The organism is Ruegeria sp. C9, from assembly GCF_056537585.1.
Window position 1 is genome coordinate 1 of sequence record NZ_JBQFRU010000005.1, and the last position, 23,167, is coordinate 23,167.

25 protein-coding genes and 1 tRNA gene are annotated in these 23,167 nt (G+C 56.5%); 17 read left to right on the plus strand and 9 right to left on the minus strand.

The features are described 5' to 3' along the window. The 6 genes from ACR0NE_RS13450 to ACR0NE_RS13475 all read left to right on the plus strand — a co-directional run. Positions 1-446: hypothetical protein (locus ACR0NE_RS13450; RefSeq protein ID WP_480780088.1), on the plus strand; the 446-nt coding region annotated here is incomplete at its 5' end. A 45-nt stretch (positions 447-491) separates the two neighbouring features. After that, positions 492-1,241 (plus strand): 5-oxoprolinase subunit B family protein, encoded by a 750-nt coding sequence (locus ACR0NE_RS13455; protein WP_170597365.1) that lies wholly within the window; start codon positions 492-494, stop codon positions 1,239-1,241. Next, complete coding sequence (locus ACR0NE_RS13460) at positions 1,238-2,233, plus strand: 5-oxoprolinase subunit C family protein (protein WP_170597363.1); 996 nt, start codon at positions 1,238-1,240, stop codon at positions 2,231-2,233. The genes ACR0NE_RS13455 and ACR0NE_RS13460 overlap by 4 nt, the downstream gene beginning before the upstream one ends. Before the next feature lie 12 nt (positions 2,234-2,245). After that, positions 2,246-3,007, plus strand: a complete 762-nt coding sequence (locus tag ACR0NE_RS13465) for a 5-oxoprolinase subunit PxpA (protein WP_170514124.1) — start codon at positions 2,246-2,248, stop codon at positions 3,005-3,007. A gap of 206 nt (positions 3,008-3,213) precedes the next feature. After that, positions 3,214-3,999 (plus strand): hypothetical protein, encoded by a 786-nt coding sequence (locus ACR0NE_RS13470; RefSeq protein WP_170597361.1) that lies wholly within the window; start codon positions 3,214-3,216, stop codon positions 3,997-3,999. A 164-nt stretch (positions 4,000-4,163) separates the two neighbouring features. Continuing rightward, on the plus strand, positions 4,164-5,411 hold the full coding sequence (locus tag ACR0NE_RS13475; protein WP_170514121.1) for a hypothetical protein: 1,248 nt from the start codon (positions 4,164-4,166) through the stop codon (positions 5,409-5,411). Positions 5,412-5,477: 66 nt separating this feature from the next. On the opposite strand, the gene ACR0NE_RS13480 is transcribed toward ACR0NE_RS13475, so the two are convergent. Together ACR0NE_RS13480 and ACR0NE_RS13485 are read right to left on the minus strand one after the other, a co-directional pair. After that, entirely contained in the window at positions 5,478-6,848 is a 1,371-nt protein-coding gene (locus ACR0NE_RS13480) for a D-alanyl-D-alanine carboxypeptidase family protein (protein WP_170396050.1), read from the minus strand. Between the two features lie 281 nt (positions 6,849-7,129). Next, positions 7,130-7,831 (minus strand): HAD family hydrolase, encoded by a 702-nt coding sequence (locus tag ACR0NE_RS13485; protein WP_170423897.1) that lies wholly within the window; start codon positions 7,829-7,831, stop codon positions 7,130-7,132. A 94-nt stretch (positions 7,832-7,925) separates the two neighbouring features. On the opposite strand from ACR0NE_RS13485, the gene clpS reads away from it, so the two are divergent. The 4 genes from clpS to hemF are packed head-to-tail and all read left to right on the plus strand — an operon-like array spanning position 7,926 to position 10,967. Next, positions 7,926-8,267, plus strand: coding sequence for an ATP-dependent Clp protease adapter ClpS (gene clpS / locus ACR0NE_RS13490; protein WP_170396046.1), 342 nt, complete (start codon positions 7,926-7,928; stop codon positions 8,265-8,267). Positions 8,268-8,276: 9 nt separating this feature from the next. Continuing rightward, positions 8,277-9,239, plus strand: a complete 963-nt coding sequence (locus tag ACR0NE_RS13495; protein ID WP_170597359.1) for a class I SAM-dependent methyltransferase — start codon at positions 8,277-8,279, stop codon at positions 9,237-9,239. Between the two features lie 37 nt (positions 9,240-9,276). Further along, complete coding sequence (locus tag ACR0NE_RS13500) at positions 9,277-10,077, plus strand: SDR family NAD(P)-dependent oxidoreductase (protein ID WP_170408883.1); 801 nt, start codon at positions 9,277-9,279, stop codon at positions 10,075-10,077. A gap of 5 nt (positions 10,078-10,082) precedes the next feature. Continuing rightward, positions 10,083-10,967, plus strand: coding sequence for an oxygen-dependent coproporphyrinogen oxidase (gene hemF / locus ACR0NE_RS13505; RefSeq protein ID WP_170597356.1), 885 nt, complete (start codon positions 10,083-10,085; stop codon positions 10,965-10,967). 3 nt (positions 10,968-10,970) lie between these two features. On the opposite strand, the gene ACR0NE_RS13510 is transcribed toward hemF, so the two are convergent. Further along, positions 10,971-11,387 carry a hypothetical protein gene (locus ACR0NE_RS13510; RefSeq protein ID WP_170597354.1) on the minus strand — a complete coding sequence of 139 codons (417 nt, stop codon included), beginning with the start codon at positions 11,385-11,387 and terminating at the stop codon, positions 10,971-10,973. A gap of 188 nt (positions 11,388-11,575) precedes the next feature. On the opposite strand from ACR0NE_RS13510, the gene ACR0NE_RS13515 reads away from it, so the two are divergent. Further along, positions 11,576-12,088, plus strand: coding sequence for a toxin-activating lysine-acyltransferase (locus tag ACR0NE_RS13515; RefSeq protein ID WP_170408881.1), 513 nt, complete (start codon positions 11,576-11,578; stop codon positions 12,086-12,088). Then, a complete protein-coding gene (locus ACR0NE_RS13520) occupies positions 12,085-13,008 on the plus strand; it encodes a Hint domain-containing protein (RefSeq protein ID WP_170597352.1) in 924 nt (307 codons plus the stop codon). The genes ACR0NE_RS13515 and ACR0NE_RS13520 overlap by 4 nt, the downstream gene beginning before the upstream one ends. Positions 13,009-13,011: 3 nt before the next feature. Here the strand turns inward: ACR0NE_RS13520 and modC are convergent, their stop codons facing one another. From modC to modA, 3 genes are read right to left on the minus strand one after another with little or no spacing between them, the layout of a single operon-like run. After that, positions 13,012-14,103 carry a molybdenum ABC transporter ATP-binding protein gene (gene modC, locus ACR0NE_RS13525; protein ID WP_170396032.1) on the minus strand — a complete coding sequence of 364 codons (1,092 nt, stop codon included), beginning with the start codon at positions 14,101-14,103 and terminating at the stop codon, positions 13,012-13,014. Next, positions 14,100-14,792: a molybdate ABC transporter permease subunit gene (gene modB / locus ACR0NE_RS13530; protein WP_170423885.1), complete on the minus strand. Its 693-nt coding sequence runs from the start codon at positions 14,790-14,792 to the stop codon at positions 14,100-14,102. Before modB ends, modC begins: the two co-directional genes overlap by 4 nt. A gap of 4 nt (positions 14,793-14,796) precedes the next feature. Then, complete coding sequence (modA, locus tag ACR0NE_RS13535; RefSeq protein ID WP_170597350.1) at positions 14,797-15,561, minus strand: molybdate ABC transporter substrate-binding protein; 765 nt, start codon at positions 15,559-15,561, stop codon at positions 14,797-14,799. Between the two features lie 408 nt (positions 15,562-15,969). Here modA and ACR0NE_RS13540 point away from each other — a divergent pair. Then, positions 15,970-16,045: transfer RNA gene (locus tag ACR0NE_RS13540), tRNA-Val, on the plus strand. A gap of 536 nt (positions 16,046-16,581) precedes the next feature. Here the strand turns inward: ACR0NE_RS13540 and ACR0NE_RS13545 are convergent. Continuing rightward, positions 16,582-17,262, minus strand: coding sequence for a TetR/AcrR family transcriptional regulator (locus ACR0NE_RS13545; protein ID WP_170597348.1), 681 nt, complete (start codon positions 17,260-17,262; stop codon positions 16,582-16,584). Positions 17,263-17,291: 29 nt separating this feature from the next. Here ACR0NE_RS13545 and ACR0NE_RS13550 point away from each other — a divergent pair, with 29 nt between their 5' ends. From ACR0NE_RS13550 to ACR0NE_RS13560, 3 genes are all read left to right on the plus strand, one after another. Beyond that, positions 17,292-17,858, plus strand: a complete 567-nt coding sequence (locus ACR0NE_RS13550; RefSeq protein WP_480459902.1) for an alpha/beta hydrolase — start codon at positions 17,292-17,294, stop codon at positions 17,856-17,858. Beyond that, a complete protein-coding gene (locus tag ACR0NE_RS13555; protein WP_480459904.1) occupies positions 17,804-18,235 on the plus strand; it encodes a hypothetical protein in 432 nt (143 codons plus the stop codon). Before ACR0NE_RS13550 ends, ACR0NE_RS13555 begins: the two co-directional genes overlap by 55 nt. Positions 18,236-18,682: 447 nt before the next feature. Then, positions 18,683-19,567 (plus strand): hypothetical protein, encoded by an 885-nt coding sequence (locus tag ACR0NE_RS13560; RefSeq protein ID WP_170597346.1) that lies wholly within the window; start codon positions 18,683-18,685, stop codon positions 19,565-19,567. A 229-nt stretch (positions 19,568-19,796) separates the two neighbouring features. Here the strand turns inward: ACR0NE_RS13560 and ACR0NE_RS13565 are convergent, their stop codons facing one another. Continuing rightward, positions 19,797-20,765 carry a LysR family transcriptional regulator gene (locus ACR0NE_RS13565; RefSeq protein WP_480459924.1) on the minus strand — a complete coding sequence of 323 codons (969 nt, stop codon included), beginning with the start codon at positions 20,763-20,765 and terminating at the stop codon, positions 19,797-19,799. A 97-nt stretch (positions 20,766-20,862) separates the two neighbouring features. On the opposite strand from ACR0NE_RS13565, the gene ACR0NE_RS13570 reads away from it, so the two are divergent. Further along, positions 20,863-22,386 (plus strand): trimethylamine methyltransferase family protein, encoded by a 1,524-nt coding sequence (locus tag ACR0NE_RS13570; protein ID WP_170566487.1) that lies wholly within the window; start codon positions 20,863-20,865, stop codon positions 22,384-22,386. On the opposite strand, the gene ACR0NE_RS13575 is transcribed toward ACR0NE_RS13570, so the two are convergent. Beyond that, positions 22,371-23,123, minus strand: coding sequence for a sulfotransferase-like domain-containing protein (locus ACR0NE_RS13575; protein ID WP_170597344.1), 753 nt, complete (start codon positions 23,121-23,123; stop codon positions 22,371-22,373). The genes ACR0NE_RS13570 and ACR0NE_RS13575 overlap by 16 nt on opposite strands. Positions 23,124-23,167: the final 44 nt, after the last annotated feature.

Genomic DNA, 23,167 nt, shown 5'->3' on the forward strand with positions numbered 1-23,167 from the left:
TCAGCGCCACCGCCCAATCAAAAACCTCAGATGCCCCCAGTCTCTCCCGAGCGTCTCCGCAGCTTCCACCGCGTCCCAGCACCTCAGCAGCGCCGGTGAAGGGCGTTCTATGCCTTACGCATTCAACGCGCAAGTGGAAAATTCAAGAATATCGCAAAAAACTTCAAATTCATTTTTTATACAATAATTTCAAATATTTGAACGGAACTCACCTCGTGGAAATCGGCGAAAATCATCCTTCAAGCACATCAGATATACCGCCTAGGTTTCAGTGCTTGTTGGTTCAAACCCAACATATAGTGAGAGCATTGCAGTCACCCACAAGACTATACCGACTCGACGGCAATCAGCGATTCATTTCCAATCCCGGAATCGCACCCGATATCGGCGCCGCCAGGCGCAATGCAAGTTGGTCTTACAGGGCCTTGCGCATTGTCTATGGATAGGCTCAGGTCTTTTCAAAGCAAACCCGATACGCCTGTGACCTTGATATGACGAATGACATTAAGTTTCCCTTGCTGCGAACCGTTGGATTTGACGGTCTGTTGGTGACCTTTGCGCAAACCATGTCCGAGCCGTCCAACCGCGCCGCCCTGGCGTTTCGGGGCGCAGTCGAGGCGCAGCAGATTGACGGCGTGCTTGAGACTTCGGCCTCGCTGGCATCTGCATTTATAAGGTTTGATCCATTAAGCCTGTCGCATCATGACATCGAAGAGTTGCTGCGGGCTATGCTGGTCAGTCGCGATTGGTACGCTGCACCTTTGCCTGCGGGGCGACGATTCTGGAAAGTGCCGACGGTCTACGGTTCCGATCTTGCGCCACAGCTAGAAGATGCGGCATTGGCAGCAGGGTTGTCACCAGCGGACGCCATTGATCGTCTCAGCCAATCGCGTGTACGGGTTTTAACCATCGGATTTGCGCCGGGCCAACCTTATCTCGGGCCACTCGGACCCGAATTCAACATTCCACGCCTGAAAGAGCTGACGCCGATGGTACCTGAAGGGGCGTTGGTTTTGGCAATTTCGCAATTTGTCCTGTTCTCGGGGCCAACCCCAACCGGATGGCGTCATGTTGGACAAACCGCGTTTCGTTGCTTTCGTCCGGACATGGGGCGAAGTTTTGCCCTCAACCCCGGTGATGAGATGCAGTTCATCTCAGTCTCGCGCGAAGAGCTTGAGGACATCCGTACAACTTGCACTGATGGCTCTGGTGGTGCGAGTTGCGAGGAGATCACGACATGACGCTGATCGTCCATCGCATCGGCCCAGCTTGCACGGTTCAGGATCAAGGGCGCACCGGGTATCTGGATCAAGGCCTGTCGCGTTCGGGTGCCGCAGATATAGTTGCGCTTTATGAAGGGGCCGCGTTGCTTGGTAACACCCCAACGAGCGCCGCCCTCGAAATGGCGGGGATGGGTGGTGAGTTTGAGGCAACCGCACCAACCGCCATCGCGCTGACCGGCGCACCGATGCAGGCCAGTATCGATGGCAGCCCCGTCTTGTGGAATGCCTCGCATCAGATGGAGGCTGGGCAGCGGCTGGTAGTCGGGTCGGTGCTGCAGGGCAGTTACGGGTATCTGAATCTGGGTGGCGGGATCGGGACCGACATGACTCTGGGCTCACGCGCGGCCCATCTGACCGCAAGGATCGGGCGCGCCGTTCAAGCGGGTGATCACCTGCCTTCGACGGAAACCGGCAAGACCGGCCTGAAACTGCGTTCGGAGGATCGGTTTTCGGGTGGGACGTTGCGGGTTGTGGCCAGCTTTCAAACCGCACTGTTCGATGACGAGACGCTGGCACGGTTTACGCAAACGACATTCCGCCGCGGTGCCCGAGCCAACCGGATGGGCATGCAGCTGGATAGCGACGGTAACGGCTTCGCGGCAAAGGGTCAGTTGAACATACTGTCCGAAGTCATAACTCCCGGCGATGTACAGATGACCGGCACCGGTGCGCCCTTCATCCTACTGCCCGAGTGCCAGACCACCGGAGGTTACCCGCGCATCGCAACCGTTCTGCCCTGTGATCTGCCCCGCGCTGCACAGACCCCGGCGGGAGGCGAGGTGCGCTTGGAATTCGTAACACTGGAACAAGCCATCGCGCTGCAAGCCGCATTTAAGGCCGACCTTGCCCGCCTGCCCGCCCGTGTTGAACCATTGGTCCGCGATCCGCATGACATCCCGGACCTCCTGTCCTACCAACTGATCAGCGGAATGATCTCTGCCACCGAATAAGGAGTTATTGCGATGCCGAGCGTCGATCTGAATGCCGATATGGGCGAAAGCTTTGGCCCGTGGAAGATGGGTGATGATGAAAGCCTTCTGAAGATCATCACCTCGGCCAATATTGCCTGTGGCTTTCATGCGGGTGACCCTGATGTGATGGCCAAGACCATGGCTCTGGCAGCCCAGAACGGTGTGGGCATCGGTGCGCATCCCGGTTTTCCTGATCTGCAGGGGTTCGGGCGTCGAAACATGAAAGTGCCCCATGACAGTTTGCGCAATCTGGTGCGCTATCAACTGGGATCGGCAATCGGCATGGCCAAGGCGGTGGGCACTGAAGTACGGCACCTGAAATTGCACGGGGCGCTGGCCAACATGTGTTCGGTCGATATCGATATGGCGCGGGCCTGTTATCAGGGTGCATTGGACGTGGACCCGGACATCATCATCATGGTGCTGGCGGTCACCAAACAAGAAGAAGCGGTGCGCGAGCTGGGCTGCAAATGGGTGGGCGAGATTTTTGCCGACCGTGCCTATAATGACGATGGCACTTTGGTGGATCGGTCACTGCCGGGAGCCGTGATCCATGATCCGGCGCTGGCCGGACCACGTATTCTGGAAATGGTGAAGGAAGGCGCCATCATCACCAAATCCGGCAAACGCCTTGAGACCTCAATCGATACGATCTGCCTGCATGGTGATGGCCCGACGGCAGTTCAGATCGCGCACTCGGTGCGCGAGAACCTGATCGCGGGCGGAGTCGAGGTCACAAAATTCATCCGTTAGAGCGTCATGTTAATTACCTGAAACTGCGCTTATCCTTGATCGGTCATTCGCCTGCTCGGATATATCCCAGCTTCAATGGCCGTGTTTAGATGCACAAGCATGCTATTTCATTCAGAACGTGCGTTCTTACTTGCCCCCGCGAACATGGCTACTAATGTTGACCAACATTCCCTGAATGTCCCGGATGCATTAAATCTTCGATCGAGGTGGCGGTGAAAACAGTTGGATTTCTGTGGCTTGGCAATGAACTGCCATGGTTCAACAAAGTCGCGATCAAAACATTTCAGGATATCGGGCATCCCGTAGAACTGTTCTGCGAGGAGTCGCTGCGCGAAACCGAGAGCGACCTTCCGCTCCGAGACTATCGGGAGGTTTTGGATTCGCAGATTCTGACCAAGCTTGGCACGACTCCTCGAGTGGCATCCGACATATTCAGGCTCATTCTAATGCGGGACACTAATTATATCTGGGCAGATTGCGATTGCGTGGCGCTTCAGCCCCTGCCGGATACGGATATCATTCTTGCCAGGGCGGACGCGGAATCGAAGCTATTGAACAACAATGTTCTGCGAGTCCCCTCGGAGTCTCAGGAATTGTCAGAACTGCTTGAGATTGCTCTGGACCCCGAGGCTATTCCCGATTGGGTTCCACCGCGCCGCGCCAAAAAGGCAAGACAATTCTCTGGCCGCGAACGCCGCGAAATTGTGACCAGCAGACAGACTACATTCGGGCCCGATCTTCTTAATCATGTTTTCCAGAAATCCGATAATATCGATAAAGCCTTCAGCCACGAGGTTTTCAATCCGATTGGGAACACCAAAGGCTACATGCTTTTCTCTGAAGGGATATCGATAGGCGACGTATCGACTCCCAAAACCTGTGTGACGCATTTCTATCAGGCCAATGTGAGACGTTTCTTTCACGCAAACGGACCACAGAAAGGCACAGTTCTTGGCGACTTAGCCTTCAAGTACGGGATTACTACCGATTAGGCGTGCCCGACCCGAAGTTCACATTCGCACGTGTAAACCAAGCATTCCATCTGATGCTTCTCTGAACAGGCAGTTGCCCAAGCAAAGCTTTGCGCCTAGCATCGCGGCAAGTGCATGATCTGACTACCACAAATCCAAGCAACGCGCCGCAAGGAGGTGAGCCTATGTCTTTTGATCTGATGTCCTACCAGCCAAGGGGCGACAAGAAGAACTCGGACTTCTTCACCGAATATCTTCCCAGGATTTACGAGCGCCGCATCAGCTCGGGCATTGCGGATCAGGTCGGTGCGATGCGGGCCATTGTCATTCAGGTCGAGACAGATGCGCTGTTTGACACGCTGGTCGAGCTTTATGTGATGACCCCCTATCGCCACACCGCCAGCTATTTGGGACAGACACACAAGTTCTCGGTGATGCATTCACATGCCGATTATCCGGCGCTGATCCTGATGGCTCCGCTCAGCCCGGCATTCGAGGATTTCATCCCGCGTATCAATCGTATGTACCCGCTGGCGCGCGGTAAGCCGCAGACGCGATATGTAGGTGAGATTTACGGTGCCACCGACCTGAAGGCGCTGACTGGAACGCTGGAGGATCAGAACATTCGGTTCGAATATTCTGGGGACACCGAAAATCCGTTCTACACGCTGGAAGGATACCGCTTTACGACGCCATCGGATTTCACGTGCAATCGCGTCGGCTATTCCACGTTGGATTTCAACGATACAGACAGTCTGGGACTGGGTGACCGTGTGCTGTTGAGTGATGCGGAACAGGTCAAGCTGGATCAGGCCGCCGCTTTTGGGACCGAAAGCAATATCTCACCACTGATGCTGGGGATCGACCATCTGGCGACACGCATTCTGGCCGGGGAACGTGAGGACGCGATCCTCGAGTTTCTGACCATGGTGCCTTATTACTTCTGGGGGGCGTACAACATCTTCGACATGAACTCGTCGACCAATGTGAATCGCAATGCCAATGTGGATGACGACAAGAAATCCCCTGCCAAGGTCTTTACTGCTAACAACACGCCGTCGTTCGTGAACTCTTTCGAGCAATTGCCGATGCCAACCGAGGATTTCGTGCGTAATTTCGGACGACGCTTGCACCACATGGCGGTTGAAATCCAGGACGGCGACCATGGCGCGGGTGAGAAAAATGTCGATTTCGTGGTCAACACTCTTAAAGACAAGGGCGTTCCGTTCCTGGCCCATGTGGTCGGGGAATGCAAAGATGATCCGAACCTGAAACAGATCTTCTCAAAGCACTCGAAACACACGCTGCTGATCACCGAATACATCGAACGCTGCCATCACTACGACGGCTTCTTCACCAAGGATAACGTTGCAGCCTTAACTGCGGCGGCCGGGCAAGATGAACAGTATAAGCACGGCCACGTCTTCGATTGATTTGCCATAAAAAATGGGCTGCGAGATCATCGCAGCCCAGGCCCATCCAGGAGAGAATGCCGGGTCTTATGACGGCCCGATCATGAAACACGTGACATTGCGCGCCTGTAACCGACGGCAGGCCAGATCAGCCTGTTCGCGGGTCATGCCCTGAAATGTCGCGTCAAACCCACGCGAGCTTTGGTTCACCTTGCGCAAAGTGCCTTCCAAAGTGGTCATTTCCGACAGCGCAGTTTTCAACAGAACCTTCTCGGCCTCATACCGTGTGGTGTAGCGGCCAACATTGACGCCCCAAAGGTGACCGCCGGATGTGGACAAGCGGGTCACAACTTCGGGTTCAGGCTCGGGTTGTTTGGCCGGTTCGACCGAGGCCAGCACCACGTTTTCGGAAGGCTTGGCGCCATCCGACGGTGCTATGTCTGCTGCTGCAATCGCAGCAGCGATACCGTCCTGAATCCGGGTGTTGTCTTTTTCAGCCGTTGCGGCGACCGACCCCGCGACCTGAACCGTTTCGCTCGCCACCGGGCGCAACACCGGGCGCAGGCTCTTTTTCGGCGGGCCCGCTTGGGCGACCACTTGTGCGCTACCCAGACCTGCATTCCCTGCATAGGCCGGGCGGGCGGGCTTACGGATTGGCGCACGCGAGGGGGCACGGCGGAAACCCATATCCAAAAGCTCGGCCACCCGGGCGTTGCGCGATGCACCTGATTTGCCACCGAAGACGGTCGCGATGATACGTTCATCCTTGCGCTTGGCCGAAGCAACCAGATTAAACCCTGCAGCGCGGGTATAGCCGGTCTTGATCCCATCGGCGCCCCGATAGGCTGCCAAAAGGCGGCGGTTGGTGTTCGGTACAGTCTTGATCCCGGCATTCGTCGATTGGCGCGAGAACAAGTTGTAGTACTGCGGGTAATCATACAGCAGGTGACGGCCCAGCGTGGTCATATCCCGCGCGGTCGACAAATGCCCCGACTCGGTCAGACCATGGGCATTCTTGAAGGTGGTCCGGCTCATCCCCATCGCTTTGGCGGTGCGGGTCATGCGACGAGCAAACGCCGCCTCGGACCCGCTGAGGGCGATGCCGATCGCGGTTGCCGCGTCATTGGCGGATTTCACCGCCGCCGCCCGGATCAGATAGCGAAACGCGATTCGCTGCCCAGTGCGCAAACCCAGCTTCGAGGGCGGCTCAGCCGCTGCCGCCTTGGTGATGCGCACCTGAGTGTCCAACGTGATCTCACCATTCCGCACGGCCTCAAACGCAATATACAGCGTCATCATCTTGGTCAGAGATGCCGGATGCAACCGCGTGTCGGCATTGCGGGAATGCAGCACTTCTCCGGTGCGTGCGTCGATCACCATGGCCGCGTAAGGGGCCGCCATGCCCTGAAGTGGTGCAAATGAAAGCAGCCACAGAAATGCTATAAGTAATAAGCCCATTCGGGCCGGAACTGTCCGCCGAATCTGCACGATCTTTGCCTCTGTCTGCCTCGCGCCGCCGGGTTTTCCCGGTCAGCAATTTTTATTTTGATATTCTTCAGGCTAACACAGGGACGGGTTTAAAGAAACTGAAAGCTGCGTTTGAGTGGATCATATACACGATCAGATTCACGCTACATATGGTGTTTCATGCGCGCCCGAACACCATACCGGCGATTGTGCCGAATTTCAGGCAAGCCGTGTCATCGAATTTTTTGTGACTGATGTCAAACGGCAACAGGTCAGGAAATCTGATCAATCAAAGCTGAAAGATCACCCAAATCCTTCAACTCGCGGAACCGTGGGTTGGAAGTTGGGACCTCGGCCTGCTCGACCTCCCATACCAACCCGTGCGGGACATGCACGCCCCAGCACCCGGCTTCGATTGGGGCCACCACGTCAGAACGCATCGAGTTTCCGATCATCATCGAAGCGTCGGGGCCATCACCGTACTGGTCAAAAATCATCGCATAGGTCGCCGCCGTTTTTTCGCTCACGATCTCGACGCCATCGAACAGCTCACCCAATCCGGATTGCGCCAGCTTACGCTCCTGGTCGATCAGGTCGCCCTTGGTGATCAGCAGAACCTTATGCGTCTCGGCCACCGCCTCGATGGCCTCGCGCGCATGGGGGAGCAGTTCGATGGGATGTGCCAGCATCTCCTGCCCCGCTTCAACAAGTTGGCGGATGACGCGCGCCGGTACGCGATCTTCCGTCACCTCAATCGCTGTCTCGATCATCGACAGGGTAAAGCCCTTGATGCCATACCCATAGTGCTGGATGTTGCGCTTTTCGGCGGCAAGTAGACGTTCCATCAGGTGATCGTGATCGGCGTGATCGGCCAGCAATTCGGCAAAATATGCCTGAGTCAGCTGGAAGAAACGCTCGTTATGCCAAAGGGTATCGTCTGCATCGAACCCGATTGTTGTCAGCTTGTCCCGCATCGCATTTCCGTCCGGTTGCTCTTTTCTCTGGCCACCGTGACGTTATATAAGCCGGGAAACAATTCGTAGTGTTAATCGAGATTCTCTTACAGCAATGCGCAAACACCAGTGGATCATGTCTGAAAAGGACGACGAAGACGACGACACGTCGGTCCTGGTGCAAACGCGCCCCAAGACCAAGCGGCCGCCGCTGTATAAGGTGCTGTTGCTGAATGACGATTATACACCGATGGAGTTCGTAGTGCATGTGCTGGAACGGTTCTTCGGCATGACCCATGCGCAAGCGTTTGAAATAATGCTGACCGTCCACAAGAAAGGTGTCGCCGTGGTTGGCGTGTTCAGCCATGAGATTGCCGAGACCAAGGTCGGGCAAGTCATGGATTTTGCGCGCAGGCATCAGCACCCGCTGCAATGCACCATGGAACGCGAAGAATAACGCACGGCCATGTCCTCTCGCCTTGATCTAGCCCTGAACAGCGGGCTCAGCCTGTCGCAACCGCTGACTGTCTTGGCGCCCACCCCGGACCACGATTTGTCGGACCTTCCGCGCGAGGCGCAGATGGTGCAACCGTTCAAACCATTCCACGATCACTTTGCCACGCAGGGCTTTGTCGCAACGCCCAATAGTGACGCGCCTTGCCAGGATGCGGTCGTGTTTCTACCGCGCGCCAAGGCGCTGGCCCGGGCGCTGATCCATCAGGCCTGCAGCCGCGCCAGCGGGGTCATCGTGGTAGACGGGGCCAAAACCGATGGCGTCGACAGTTTGCTGAAAGACATCCGCAAGCGGGTCGCGATCGAGGGCCCAATCTCGAAGGCACATGGCAAGATTTTCTGGTTTCAGTCTGATGCGGACGCCTTTGCCGACTGGGCTGCGCCTGAAAACCAAATGGTTGACGGCTTCCATACCGCGCCCGGTGTGTTTTCCGCCGATGGTATCGATCCTGCCTCGGCCCTGCTGCTGAAGTCTCTGCCAACCAAGCGCGGCACGCGCATCGCTGATCTGGGTGCAGGTTGGGGCTTTCTGTCCGCAAAGCTGATCGACGACACCTTGCGCAGCCTGCATCTGGTTGAGGCCGACCACACCGCCCTTACTTGTGCCCGCGCCAACGTCACCGATCCCCGTGCGCAGTTCCACTGGGCCGACGCCACCAAATGGAGCACGCCCGAGCCGCTGGACATGGTGATCATGAATCCGCCCTTTCACACCTCGCGCAGCGCCGACCCGACATTGGGCCAGGGCTTTATCGCCAGTGCTGCACGCAACCTCACCCGCAATGGTCAACTCTGGATGGTCGCCAATCGCCACCTGCCTTACGAGGCAACGCTGGCCGAGGCTTTCGCCCGTGTTGACGAAGTGGCAGGAGACAACCGCTTCAAGGTTTTCCATGCCTCTCGCCCTCGGGGCTGAGGCCCGCTAACCTGCGCCAGAACTCAGGAGGATTCGCATGTCCTTTTCCATCGCGGGCAAGACCGCAATCGTCACCGGGGGTGCCAACGGCATCGGACTGGCCATCGGACGGCACTTTGCCGATGCAGGCGCCAATGTCATGTTCGCCGATATGGATGAAAAGCGCCTGTCCGATGAGCTGGGCGAACAGGCGGATGACAGCAACATCCGTTATTTCGCCGGTGACCTGCGTGAAAAGCTGACCATAGCCAATCTGCTTTCGGCCACGCTGGATGCGTTTGATCAGGTTGATATCCTGATCAATGGTGCGCGGCAGGTGATCCCGTCGGACCCGCTGGACACCGATGACGATTCCGTGCGCACATTGCTGAACCAGAACCTGATGCCCGCGCTGCGACTGAGCCAACTAGTGGCTAAGCGATTTATCAAACAGGCTGATGGAGACGATGAGAACCCTGCCGGGTCAATCATCAACCTGTCCTCGATTGCCGCACGCCGCACCCATCCCGATCTGATGGCCTATTCCGTTTCGACCGCTGCGCTGGATCAGATGACCCGTTCGTTGGCGGTTGCACTTGCGCCCAGCCGTATTCGCGTGAACTCCATCGCGCTGGGATCGGTCATGAGCGCCTCATTGCAGTCAACGCTGAAAGAAAACCGAGATTTCCGGGACGACATCGAAAAACATACTCCGCTTTCCCGGATTGCCGCTCCGAACGAACTGGTCGAAACCGCGCAATTTCTCGCGTCGGACGCTGCGGGCTTCATGACAGGCCAAATTCTAACCATTGACGGAGGCCGCACCCTGCTGGACCCTGTCGCAGCCCCGGCCCACTGATCCCAATGTTCGATAACGAAAAAGCCACCGCCGCTGCCTGGTTCCGCCAGTTGCGAGATGACATCGTAACCGCCTTCGAAGCGTTGGAAGACAGCCACACCTCAGGCCCCTTCTCGGATTCTCAGCCGGGAAGGTTCGAAGTCAAAGAAACTAAACGGCAGTCTGACGATGGCTCCGACGCGGGCGGCGGGCTGATGTCGGTGATGCGCGGGGGCCGCGTGTTCGAGAAGGTGGGCGTTAATGTCTCAACCGTCTTTGGTACGCTGGGTGAGCGCGCGCAAAACGCGATGGCCGCGCGCAAGGGTATTCCGGGGATGAAGGACGACCCCCGGTTCTGGGCTTCGGGCATCAGCCTTGTGGCCCATATGCAGAACCCGCATGTGCCTGCGGTCCATATGAACACCCGGATGCTCTGGACCCCACATGCCTGGTGGTTCGGCGGCGGCTCCGACCTGAATCCCTGCATCGAATATAACGACGACACCGCCCATTTCCACGCCACCCAAAAAGCGCATCTCGACCCGCACGGACCCGGCCACTACCCGCGCCTCAAAGATTGGGCTGACGAGTATTTTTATATCCCCCACCGAAAGCGCGCTCGGGGTGTCGGCGGGATCTTCATGGATGACTATTGCACCGGCGACTGGCAGGCGGATTTTGCGCTGACTCAGGACATCGGTCGCGCCTTCCTGCCCGCCTTTCTGCCTCTGGTCGAAAAACGCCGGGTGCAAAGCTTTGACGACGCGGACAAAAACACCCAGCTGGTGCATCGTGGGCTCTATGCCGAATACAACCTGGTCTATGACCGGGGCACCAAGTTTGGTCTGGAAACCGGGCACGACCCCGATGCTGTTCTGATGAGTCTGCCGCCCTTGGCCAAATGGGTCTGACCGCTAAAACCCCATATCGATGGAATTATCAAAGCAGTAGTTTTGCGCCGAAGCGGCGGACAGGTTCTCACCCACCCTGTTGACGGTCAAAGAATATCCCGGATTGGTATTCGCGCCGGGCGGTGGAGTTAGCGAAAACTGCACTGTGCGAACACCTTTCTCGTAAGCTTTGGAAACATAAATCCGCTGCGAGTTTGAAACTCCCAATGTGCGAACTGCATAATCCCCAATTCCACACCAATAGGTGACCGCAGCCGAGGACCCGCCGACAGGCTTCACTTCGTAGGTTCCATCCTTAAGCGGCGTGATCTGGGTTCTGAACTGCGGTCTTAGTTTATAGCCAAAACCAACGCCCTGAGACTGCGCAATGGTGGGGGCCAGTATGATGGCTGTCAAAGAGAGGCATGTAAGAAAACGCATATAAAACACCCTATAAAAAACGCGATCACGGCTGAGACGACGTGGGACCAACCAGCCTATACGAATCAATATAGTCAAACCGGGCCTCAGGTCTAACTCAACCCGTAACACATCAGCTTGAGTGAAAATTCTTTCTTTGAATATGTGGTGCGCTATGATCTCTGCAGCAGCAGTTTCCAGAGTGGCCCGTGGAAAAGTCATTTCCCAAAGACTGGTTCGATCTTTCCGGTGAAAAATACGCCGACTTCGGTGCGTTATTTTATCTGGCTGCCCTGACCAAAACGCATCGTAACCGCAGTTTGGCACAGGTTCTCTATGCGTTCGAAACGCCGCTGAGATTGGGCCAGTATCACATCTTCCGCCAAAACGGCTTTCCGCGCGGATTCGTGACATTTGCCGGTCTCAGCCCGGAAGCCGAATATCGCTATGCGGTGAAGGAAGAGCCGCTGAGAGATGTCGATTTCGCCAGTGGCTCATCCTTCTGGATCATCGATATGGTGGCACCCTTCGGCCAAACTCGTCAGATCGTCGACATGCTGAAACGGGACATCCCGCACCCACGCGTGCGCACCAATCGCCTCAGCAGCGACCTATCCACAAAACGTATCGTCGAATGGACACGCGATGACCAGCAACAGGTGCATATGCGCCTTTACCGCGATGCCGAATTTGCCAGAACGCTCGAGCAGGAAAACGGATGACTTCGGTTGTAACCATATCGGGCGATATCACGGGCGACGTGACCGGCTTTCCTCCGAATGTCGCCTCGGGTGACCTCGATGTCACCGCAACATCGGATTTCGGGACCTTCACCGGGGCCACCTGGGCAATCTCCGATCAACCGGATTTCGGCACCGCCTCAATAGATGCGAACGGTACGTGGACCTATACCGTCGACCCGGCCTTCTTCGATAGCCTCGATGACGGAGAAATCCAATTGGACTCGTTCGAGGTGACGGTCACCGCCAATTTCGCCAATGGTTTCTTCACCTTCAGTGGAACCCAGACCCAGATCATTGATATCACTATCGAAGGCGTTTGCTTTACCGCAGGCACTCTGATTGAAACGGCGGAAGGCCAGCGCGCCATTGAGACCCTGCGCGTGGATGACGACGTGTTAACTGCCGATCACGGAATACAGCCGATCCGCTGGATCGAAAGCAGCACCATGTCGCCCGAGCGGTTGCGCGCAAATCCTGCGATGCGCCCGGTGCGTGTGACCGCAGGCAGTCTGGGACCCGGTGTTCCATCCCGCGATTTGCTGGTGTCTCAACAGCATCGCCTCCTGATCCGTGGCCCCAAGGTCGAGATGCTGTTCGGCGCGCCCGAAGTGTTGGTCGCCGCCAAACATCTGTGCTCGTGGCCGGGAATAGATATTGATACCGGTGATAAGCCGGTCGAATACCTGCATATCCTGCTGGACAGGCACGCGATTTTGTTTGCCGAAGGGGCTCAGGCCGAAAGCCTGTTTCTGGGTGAAGAAACCCTCCACACGCTGTCTTCTGACGCGCTGCAGGAACTCGCCGAGATATTCCCCGAGCGCGCCTCGGACGAACATATCGGCTTCGGCCTTGCTGCGCGGCTGATCCTGCGCGAACATGAGGCGCGTGCGCTTGCCTAGGTCCTAGACAACCCGCCCCCCGACATCCTGCGGAGCCAGCGCGACGGTCTTGATCACCGCATAGCATGTACTGCCCTGCTGCAAACCCAGCGCCGCGACCGAGCGTCGGGTCACGCGCGCCAGCACAACACCCGCAGTTGTTTTGACCGACACGATTGCACCGGGCCCCTCACCTGCCCGGATCGCCTCGACCTGCCCCGACAACACATTCAAGGCTGAAAGACCCTCGGGTGGTCTATTGGACAGGATCACCTCTTGCGCCGGAATACGAATACGCAGCTCTTCGCCGATTTGATGGGCAATCCGAGGCAGGTAAAGACGAGCGCCACCGGCATCAAGTTCGGACAGGCCATCGTCGTGATGCGCCGTAACACGGACCCGCAGAACGGCCCCCACCGCGCGCACGCCTGCAGGGGCCACGGATGGGTCCGACAGAACATCGGACGCGGGACCATGCCGCACGACACGCCCGTCCTGCAGCGCGACCACGGACGTTGCAAGCCGGGCAACCTCGGCCGCCGAATGGGTCACATAAAGGATCGGGACCGATACCTCGTCCCGCAACCGTTCGAAATAGGGCAGGATTTCAGCCTTTCGCGCGTCGTCGAGCGCGGCCAGAGGCTCATCCGCAAGGATCAGGCGCGGGCTGGCCAGCAGGGCGCGGCCAATGGCGACGCGCTGTTTCTCACCCCCCGATAGCATCGCTGGGCGGCGGTCCAGCAGATGGCCAACACCCAACATCTCGATCACCCGATCCGGGTTTTCGCGTCGTGCCCCGCGCGGTGCAAACCAGCGACCATAATTCAGGTTCTGGCGTACGGTCAGATGCGGGAACAGACGGCCTTCCTGAAAGATATAGCCCAAGCGCCGTCTATGTGGCGGCAGCCACGCACCGCGATCCGTGTCGAACAACACCCAATCGCCAACCGCGACCCGCCCGGCCTCGGGTCTCAGTAGCCCCGCGACTGCATTCACCACCGTCGTCTTTCCCGAACCAGAACGCCCAAACAGAACCGTTACACCGGAAGGTGCGTCGAAATCGAGGTCCAGCTTCATCCCGGGCAGCTGGTGTTGCAGGCGGACGGACAGGCTCATGATCCGGCCACGCGTTTGGCCACACGACGGCCCACATATTCCGACAGCAAAAGCGCGCCCATGGCGACGATGATAGAGATGATCACCAACCGAGTCGCCGCCGCCTCACCCCCTGGAACCTGCAAGAACGCATAGACTGCCGAGGGCAACGTCTGCGTCTGACCGGGTATGTTCGAAACAAAGGTGATCGTGGCACCGAACTCTCCCATCGCCTTGGCAAACGCCAGGATCGCGCCCGCAATGACCCCAGGCAGGATCATTGGCAGCGTCACCGTTCCAAAGACCAGCAGACGCGACGCCCCCAAAGTGGCGCCTGCCTGTTCCAGTTTTGGGTCTACCGCCTCGATCGACAACCGGATCGCGCGCACCATCAGCGGAAAAGCCATGATCCCGGCAGCCAGCGCAGCGCCAGTCCATCGGAAAGCAAAAACGATCCCAAGCTCGGCCAAAGGCGCGCCCAACGGCCCCTGAATCCCAAAGGTCAGCAGCAGCAGATAGCCGGTCACCACCGGCGGCAGGATCAGAGGCAGATGAACCAGACCATTCAGCAACTGGCGCCCCGGAAACCGCCAGCGCGCAAGCGCATAGGCAATGAAAATCCCAAATGGCAACGTGATCAGCGTTGCCCAGAACGATACGCGCAGCGACAGGCGCAATGCCTCCATCTCTGCCGGGCCCAACCATCCCATCGTACTAACCTTCGGGCAGGGAGAACCCCTGCCTCATAAATTCGGCCCGTGCGGAATTGCCTTGCAAATAGGTCAAAAGCGCTTGCGCCGAAGGTTCTGCAGTAGAAGTCAGGGCTGCCGGATACACAATTTTCGGATGGACATCCGCAGGGATGACACCGATGACCCCGACCCGCTCATCAGCCACAGCGTCCGAGCGATAGACGATCCCCAAAGGCGCCGCCCCCGTCGCAACCAGCGCCAGCGCGGCACGAACATTGTCCGTCTGGGCAATCCGGTCCTGAACATCGCCCCAGAGTCCCAGACCCTGTAACGCGGCCTTGCCATAGATGCCCGCAGGCACCGCATCGACCAAAGCCATGGCCAGATACCCACTGCCTAGACGGGTGCTCAGGTCAAACCCCGCCTCAATCTCGGCCGTGTCAGCCCCCGGCGCACCAATCAAAACCAGACCGTTACCCAGCAACTCAATACGTGAAGCGGTATCGATCAGGCCCTCATCCTGCAGCACGTCAATCCAATCCTCGTTGGCCGAAATGAACAGATCGGCGGGCGCCCCCGCTTGTATCTGCCGCGCCAGCACCGAGGAGGCCGCGTACGACACCGTCACCTCTTGCCCGGTCTCAGCCTCATAACTTCTGGCAATCACGTCCAGTGCGGTCTTGAGGCTGGCGGCGGCAAAAACCAGCACGCCCTCGGCCCGAACCGGGGCAGCGAGTATCGCGCAGAAGGCCAAAGCTGCGATCAGACTGCGACAGGCGCCCGTCATTCTTTGCCTCCGGATCAGAGGGTTGCAATCCCTCTGGGCATATCGGAGGCAACACGTGGCAGGCAAGGCCCTTTGGCCTTACAACCAAAGCTACGGCCCATATTGAACTCAGAATTCGGTGGAAAACGAGAATCGCCCAACCCAAGATCAATATGCTGTCGCGCTTCTCTAAAACCGGAAACTCCCGAGGTAGAGCGCTCAATCGCTAAACAACGTGTCTGATCCGCCTCGCCTGAACAGCGATATCCGCATTTCGCTATTCAACCACGATATGACACATGAGTTTGCTCGATTGGTAACCGCGCCCAGTTGCCTAAACGCTGATCTGAAACCTTGCGCAATTTTGCAAAAGAAATTGTGCCATACCCTCTTGCACCCACGCACGGGCTTAGCTACATGAGCCCTCACGGGTGATTAGCTCAGTTGGTAGAGCGCTTCGTTTACACCGAAGATGTCGGGAGTTCGAGTCTCTCATCACCCACCATTCCCTTCATTTTCAATGGTTTACTCAGGGTCTTGTAACGAGAACTTGGAGACTATTTGAGGATGAATGCACGGGAATCGAAACTTCAAAACCGTGTTGGACTACCCAGAGGATTGTTCCTTAGAGGTAAAGGGTACGCACTTAACTGCCTTGGAGGAAACAGCTTCTTTGGATCGGTCCAATGGAAAATCAAAATGATTTCCTCGGGAGAGACCTTTGGGAATGAGATTAGGCTATACTGGATTGATCACACCGACCGATCTATGGGCTTTCGGCTGCTCGGTCTTTGGAGCACCTCACCGAACTTTGCGGTTACAGCAACCTGCAACCTCTTTGGAAGCGGGACACCCTAGCAAAGGGCGGGGCGTAAGCCTCGCCCGTGCGGGCTAGAACCTGTTTTCTTTGCACAAGGCTGGTTGCGAATTTGCTCAACCCGCACCGATATCGAGTATTCAAGGAAAAAGGCGAAGCCGACATTCCCTTAGCTTATGCCGAACGTCAGTCCTGCGGACTTTCCTGCTCTTCGTGATGGCCGTTTAAACGTCCGCTTTGTAGTGCTTTAGAAACATCGCGACACAATCGTCCAGTACGTCTTTCGGCGTTGGGTTCTCACCAAGGAAGAACTCTGGCCAGAAGAAGAAGTTTTTTACAAGCGCCAGAAGCTGGTTGGTCGCAAGAACCGGATCAGCCTTTCGGATCACGCCTGCATCCATGGCTTCGCTGATCAGCCTCGTTATTGGATAATCATGTGTTGCTGTTTCAGTGAAGAATTGCCGGGAACGGTCAAGGTCACGGATCAATTCTGAGATGACCATCCGGTTCAATCCGATGGCGGTCTCATCGGTGATCACCCCAATGTAGCGCCACAAGGCGTTCTTCAGTTGCTCAACGAAGTCTCGATCCGGATCATAGGGCACTGGCTCCATGCTCCGGTTCTGCTCCAGCATGATCTGCGAGATCGCCTCGAAAAGGGCCTCCTTGCTCTCGAAGTGATTGTAGAGCGTGCGACTCGATACGTTGGCTTTTTTGGCGATTGAAGTGGTCTTTGCCCCCAGAAACCCCTGCTCTTTGAACTCATCGATGGCCGCATCGATAATATCTTTTCGTTTTTTTTCAGTTCGTTTCAAGATTTCTACCTCAAAAAGTAAAATGATGTGTTTACAAGCGCTACCTCCCCACCATAAGTAAACAAAACAATTTACTTTAGCAAGGCGCAAAGCTATCTGACCCCGAAAGGACCAAGACCATGACGACCCAAAATCTCACCGCGGGCAAAAACGAAGTTACCTTCAAATCCTTTGGCGTGGATTTGGCGGGCGATCTCTACCTGCCCGAAGGCTTTGATGAGACCAAGACCTACAAGGCCATCGTGGGGGCCAGCCCGTTCCCTCAGGTCAAAGATCAGATCCCGGCTACTTACGGGCCTGAAATGGCCGCGCGGGGTTTCATCTACCTCGGTTTCGATTACCTCGGCATGGGCTTGTCCCCTGCGCTGCCCGGAGAGTACAAGCAATCCCGCTACATGTTCCGGCTGATCGAAAACACCTGGGACGCCGTGTCTTACCTCGGCACTCTGCCGTTCGTTGACGAGATTTACGGTCTGGGTGTTTGCCAAGGCGGCTCGATCATCGCATCCGCCGCCGTGACCGATCATCGCATCAAGAAGATCGCCATGGTGTCGGGCATGATGGCGGCTGATGGTTTTCAATGGACCGCCGCGATATGGTCAACCAGCAGATCGCAGCCTCGAACGCCTCGATGCAGAAGATGTATGAAACCGGCGAGCCGGAATACGTTGCACCATTCGGGCTGAATGATGAGCAAACCCGAGAAGAATTTGTTGGATCGGGAGTCAACCCGATGGCCGGAGAATCCTATGACTACTACGGACGCGATGGGGTCAAAGGCCCTGTCGCGGTTCCGACATACACCAATATGCATATCGGCGATCAAGGTATGCAGTCTCTGATTTCCATTGGAGAAGCTTACGCCGACAAGATCGTGCAGCCATCCCTGACAATTTACAGCAGCACGGCCTTCACAGCCCCTTGCTCAACGCAGTTCGTTGAGAAGCTGACGAATGAACATGAGGAATTGGCATTTGATGAGTTCTCTCATGTGGACTTCTACTACAAGCCCGAGGCAGTAGAGGCGTCGACGGACGCTGTTGCTGAATTCTTCAATAGATGAAGTGATGAGGCAGAGGTCATACAGTGGTCTCTGCCTCCTTGCCGACAAGCGGAAGTTAGATCGAGGTTCAGCAATGGCCGCTTAGGGCTCAAAGCAGACATCAGGCTAAGACGCAGCATTGGCTGTTAAAGGCAGAAAAGCGGTCTTTCGCAGCGAAATGAGCCTACGTCGGCTAGTCGCAGTGTTTTGGCAGCTGCTATACTCTTCAAGCCAACCTTGGTTAGCTAGATGCACCTAAGCAGGGACAGCAAAAACTAGGCCAACTTTACACATTTCGAAAGTTGTCAGAAATGGCTAATTTGAGCCCGCGCACTCAAGCAGACAGGCCGCATGATTTTGATCCGAAAACCCTCAAGACTCTCACTTGTGATGCGCTCAGAGCCTAACGCGTTTGTGCACACAGCCATATATTTTGTACACTCTTAGGAATAACCTTTCAGGATTGACATGAATTTACATCGAAGCAACCGGGTCAAGGCACTAGTGCTGGCAAGCTTTGCAAGTATGGCGTTCGGGATTGGCGCTGCGGCCTCTGAGCGGCTACCGGCGCTACGCGTCGTACAATCAGGTCATAGCCTCACCGATGGCGTCATCGGTCCGCTTGAGATCATGGTACGTGTAACCAGTATGCGCGGCGGCAAACTGGACAAGGCTACAATTCCGGGCAGTCCGATGGAGTGGCGATGGGAAAATGCGAGTAACCCGGATATCCGTCAGCCTGAGGTGATGGCCCGTTACGACGTTCTAGCAATCACCGAACGTGTCGCACTGACAAACACAATGGACCATCATGACAGCAAACACTGGGCTTTGCATTGGGCGAGCCATGCGTGGGAGCATGGCGCGAATGGTGATGGCGCTCGGTCTGTGCTCTATGCAAGCTGGGTCGATATCGAAAGCGGTCCGGGTTTTGAAAATCGCCACAACGACCCTGAAGGTCATTTGACATTTCGCGAACGACTGCCGTTGGAGATGGTGCGGTGGCAAAGCATTCTTGATCACGTCAACGCAAACCGGCCCGAAGGGATGCCTGAAATGGACATGATCCCTGGCCCTCTGATTATGGCTCGCGCTTATGACGAAATTGCATCAGGCACAGCCCCGGGGCTCAATGATATTCACGACCTTTTTTCAGATAGCATTCACCCCAACAAGATGGGTAACTATCTCATCGCACTGGCACATTTCGCGGTGATCTACGACGGCGATCCACGTGGCTTGCCGCCAACGATGCTGACGCAGGGCGGGCCGGACAAGGTGCAGGCGGCATGGATGCAAGAAATTGTCTGGGACGTGCTTAACGAATACGCAGAAACATCAGGCGGCCCCTAATGAGCCCTGTGTAGGTCGGCTTACGTCGTTCACGCGCACCCTGGTCCGGTTTGGGCCTTCGCTCCTGCTGGGTCCAAAACAGCGAACGGCAGCAATGTCCGCAAAGTGGACGTACAAGCAAGTCGCCGAAAACGACCGCAATTCGGACAAACCCGATCTCCAACTTTGCGGACGGAATGTCGGCTTCTGTTATTTTGTCTTGAAGTCAGGCGATTTAGCCAACCGCCATTCAACTATAGACTGAGCTACTAGACCGCTCGAGCTCCACACTGTTAACTCCGATATTACCCATGTGGAGAGTTATTCGCTCTGCTAGCCTTTGTTTGCACAACTCCGCTACGGCCGCTGGCAAGCCTTGCAACTCCTCTTTCCTCGCAACGACCGTCAACGTGCGCGACAAACCCGAAACAGGCAATTCTTGCAATCGCAAAGCCATGTTTTCAACGAGACCATCGATCAACAGCGTCGGGGTCAAAAGGCTAAAACCCTGTCCTGTCGAAACGCAGGAAGTCACCATGCTGGAGCGATCTGCCTGTATGACTTTGTCAGGCTCGAAGCGCAATCGTCGCAGGTGCTGGGCAATCTGGCGTCCTGCATTGGTCGTATCCCCGAAACGTACAAGAGGCAGCCGCGTCTGGATTGCTTCCAGGCTTTTAGTTGGTCCGTTGTATGCTTCAGGAAGAACCAAGAGGTATTTTTCGGTCAAAATGTGATGCCGCTCTAGCCCGTCCATGTCCAAAAAAGGGTTTGATGTAATTGCCAGGTCCGCCTGCTTGGTGCGCAAGAGATGCTCATGGTTACCGCTTTGCCCGGCGTGCAATGTGATATCTTCGACGTTGAACATCTTTTGCGTAAGATCGATCAATGGCGGTGTAAGGGTTGTTGCAACGGAGGCTTGAATGCCCACCCTTAGCAGCGTCAGGGACTGGCCACCGACATGGCGCAACTCGGTTTCCATATCCGACAAAGCATCAAGTATCTTTTGCGCTTTGCCGTGCAGTCGTGCACCAGCGTATGTCAGTTTTGCGGGTCGCGTGCTGCGGTCCAGTAGCGTCGTGCCGAACGCCTTTTCCAACGCGGAAATGTGCTGAGATGCGGCGGGTTGTGACAGACTCAGCAGGCTCGCTCCAGCCCGCATTTGACCTGTTTCTGCTACCGCAAGGAACACCTCAAGCGAGCGCATAAGACTGGGTGACATTTTATAGCGATCAAGCACGGCTCATCCTTAGTATAAGAATTTCTAATACTATTTAGATTTTCTTGGGTTTGGTCAATCGCTGCGGCATCGTTATCACATGTCTCGCATACGCACCTCTCGCCGCAAAAAAACGGCAAAGCAACGCTCACCGAACGACGCGCGTGCGCCATTCATTTTGCGCAAGCTTTCAACCTTCGGTGTCCTCAGCGATGCCGGGCTTGAGCAGATTGAGGCAAATGCCGACACCATCCTTTCTGAGACGGGTATGGAATTTCAAGACGATCCTGAGATCCTCCTGATTTTTGCGGATGCAGGGTGCGATGTAGACGGCACACGGGTACGGTTCGCGCCCGGCTTTTGCCGCCGGACCATCATGGCAACCGCGCCAAGCCAGTTCATACAGCATGCCCGCAACCCCAAAAACACTGTCCAGCTTGGCGGCGATGCGACGGTTTTGTGCCCGTCCTGGGGTCCGCCTTTTGTGCATGATCTGGATCGCGGCCGGCGTTATGCGAGCCATGAAGACTTCAACAATCTGGTAAAGCTACACCACACGCTGCCATGGCTGCATCATTCGGGCGGTGTGGTTTGTGAACCTGTTGATCTGCCCGCCAACAAGCGCCATCTGGATATGCTCTACGCTCATATCCGCCACTCTGACCGCGCGTTTATGGGGGCCTTTATCGGCGCTGAACGGGCAGGTCATGCAATTGACATGGCGCGCATTGTTTTTGGCGACATCTCAGAGAAGCCCGCGTTATACTGCGTGTCTAACACCAATGCGCCTTTGGTGATGGACAGCCATATGTCTGGCGCGCTGAAAACCTATGCCCGCGCGGGCCAGCCCGTCGCCTGCACGCCCTGGGTGCTGACTGGGGCGATGTCACCCGCTACCGTGGCCGGCACGCTTGCGCAAGTGCTGGCCGAATCCATGGCGACAATGACGTTAACCCAACTGGTGAACCCCGGCGCGCCTTGTCTGATGGGCAGCTTCGCCTCGACCATGTCGATGAAATCCGGCGCGCCAACTTTTGGCACACCTGAGGCCGGGTTGATGGTTCTCGCCGCGGGGCAACTTGCGCGCAGGCTCGGGGTGCCCCTGCACACTGTTGGCACACTAAGTTCGTCCAAACTGTCCGATGCACAAAGCCAGCAAGAGGCCGCGTGGGGTCTGATGATGTCGATGTTTGCCGGTGCCAACTTGATCAACCATGCGACCGGCTGGCTCGAAGGGGGGTTGGTGACCTCGTTCGAAAAAACCGTGATTGATCATGATCTGTGCGGCAAGATCGGACGCTTTTTTGACGGGATCGATATGAGCGAAAATGCTCAGGCGATGGAGGCTATTGCCACAACAGGGCCGGGGCAACATTTCCTTGGGTCTGAACATACGCAAGCCAACTTCATGACTGCGCTCTTTCGCCCGTGGACACCCGACGATAACTCGTTCGAGCAATGGCACGCGGCAGGTGAACAGGATGCGGCCGTGCGGGCCAACGTCATTTGGAAGGAACGACTAGCAGGGTATGAGGACCCTGGCCTCGACCGAGACATTGATGCAGCTCTCAAGGACTACATCGCCGCCCGCAAAGCCGAAAAACCAGATCAGGAATACTTCTGATGGGCCTGGCTTTCTGCAATCTCACACATCCGCTCGTAGAACGGTACGTGATGCGCAGCTATGTCGGTATAGGGTTCTCCGAGCTGGTGAAGCTCTGCTTGGAAGTCGACCGCTTCAGGCGCCTTGATCGCCCCGCTTTGCAGCACTTCGGTATGCCAGCTTTGAACCGAACCCCATCCATCCGGCACAGCATCGTTCCACGTGAACGCATGGTCCAGAAACGTAAGCCCCACATGTGCCCAGTAGCGGCGCAATGTGGTCTGCGGATCATTGCGCAACTGATCTGCAGTAATCACCAACGGGCTATGGCCCAGCTCGGTCAACGCGCTGTAAAGCCTGCATTGCGCCTCATGCCCCAACTCCAACTGCGTAAACTCAGGATCGCGCTTTGCGTAGGAAAGCGCGGCTTCGATGGGATTGCGCACCAAAAAGGCGTGGGTCATTTCGCCCGCAAACCCTGCATCGCGGGGCAGTCTGTCGGCGACGTAGTACGCCATGTCCTTGAAGAAAACCAGACCACCCTGCGCGGTCTTGCAGATCATGGCGCGGATTTCATCGTAGGTCACCGGATGTCCCGGTTCCGGAGTGAAACCCGGGAAAAGCCGATCCTTGGTCGTAAGGTAGTGGTGGTACATGAACGGTTCGTGCAGGACCGACAGATCACCACGCTCGCGCATGATCCGTTCAAACGCCGTCGAAACCGAGCGTGGGTGGCACCACAAAGCATGTATAGTCATGTGGTTAGCCTAGTGGTGCTGAAAAGCTTGCGTCAACAGGGGTT

Excerpts from the sequence above, each read along its gene's own strand:
- ACR0NE_RS13455 (WP_170597365.1), top strand. The coding sequence starts at position 492 with ATGACGAATGACATTAAGTTTCCCTTGCTGCGAACCGTTGGATTTGAC.
- ACR0NE_RS13460 (WP_170597363.1), top strand. The coding sequence starts at position 1,238 with ATGACGCTGATCGTCCATCGCATCGGCCCAGCTTGCACGGTTCAGGAT.
- ACR0NE_RS13465 (WP_170514124.1), top strand. The coding sequence starts at position 2,246 with ATGCCGAGCGTCGATCTGAATGCCGATATGGGCGAAAGCTTTGGCCCG.
- ACR0NE_RS13475 (WP_170514121.1), top strand. The coding sequence starts at position 4,164 with ATGTCTTTTGATCTGATGTCCTACCAGCCAAGGGGCGACAAGAAGAAC.
- ACR0NE_RS13480 (WP_170396050.1), bottom strand. The coding sequence starts at position 6,848 with ATGGGCTTATTACTTATAGCATTTCTGTGGCTGCTTTCATTTGCACCA.
- ACR0NE_RS13485 (WP_170423897.1), bottom strand. The coding sequence starts at position 7,831 with ATGCGGGACAAGCTGACAACAATCGGGTTCGATGCAGACGATACCCTT.
- clpS (WP_170396046.1), top strand. The coding sequence starts at position 7,926 with ATGCGCAAACACCAGTGGATCATGTCTGAAAAGGACGACGAAGACGAC.
- ACR0NE_RS13495 (WP_170597359.1), top strand. The coding sequence starts at position 8,277 with ATGTCCTCTCGCCTTGATCTAGCCCTGAACAGCGGGCTCAGCCTGTCG.
- ACR0NE_RS13500 (WP_170408883.1), top strand. The coding sequence starts at position 9,277 with ATGTCCTTTTCCATCGCGGGCAAGACCGCAATCGTCACCGGGGGTGCC.
- hemF (WP_170597356.1), top strand. The coding sequence starts at position 10,083 with ATGTTCGATAACGAAAAAGCCACCGCCGCTGCCTGGTTCCGCCAGTTG.
- ACR0NE_RS13510 (WP_170597354.1), bottom strand. The coding sequence starts at position 11,387 with ATGCGTTTTCTTACATGCCTCTCTTTGACAGCCATCATACTGGCCCCC.
- ACR0NE_RS13520 (WP_170597352.1), top strand. The coding sequence starts at position 12,085 with ATGACTTCGGTTGTAACCATATCGGGCGATATCACGGGCGACGTGACC.
- modC (WP_170396032.1), bottom strand. The coding sequence starts at position 14,103 with ATGAGCCTGTCCGTCCGCCTGCAACACCAGCTGCCCGGGATGAAGCTG.
- modB (WP_170423885.1), bottom strand. The coding sequence starts at position 14,792 with ATGGGATGGTTGGGCCCGGCAGAGATGGAGGCATTGCGCCTGTCGCTG.
- modA (WP_170597350.1), bottom strand. The coding sequence starts at position 15,561 with ATGACGGGCGCCTGTCGCAGTCTGATCGCAGCTTTGGCCTTCTGCGCG.
- ACR0NE_RS13550 (WP_480459902.1), top strand. The coding sequence starts at position 17,292 with ATGACGACCCAAAATCTCACCGCGGGCAAAAACGAAGTTACCTTCAAA.
- ACR0NE_RS13555 (WP_480459904.1), top strand. The coding sequence starts at position 17,804 with ATGCAGAAGATGTATGAAACCGGCGAGCCGGAATACGTTGCACCATTC.
- ACR0NE_RS13560 (WP_170597346.1), top strand. The coding sequence starts at position 18,683 with ATGAATTTACATCGAAGCAACCGGGTCAAGGCACTAGTGCTGGCAAGC.
- ACR0NE_RS13565 (WP_480459924.1), bottom strand. The coding sequence starts at position 20,765 with ATGTCACCCAGTCTTATGCGCTCGCTTGAGGTGTTCCTTGCGGTAGCA.
- ACR0NE_RS13570 (WP_170566487.1), top strand. The coding sequence starts at position 20,863 with ATGTCTCGCATACGCACCTCTCGCCGCAAAAAAACGGCAAAGCAACGC.
- ACR0NE_RS13575 (WP_170597344.1), bottom strand. The coding sequence starts at position 23,123 with ATGACTATACATGCTTTGTGGTGCCACCCACGCTCGGTTTCGACGGCG.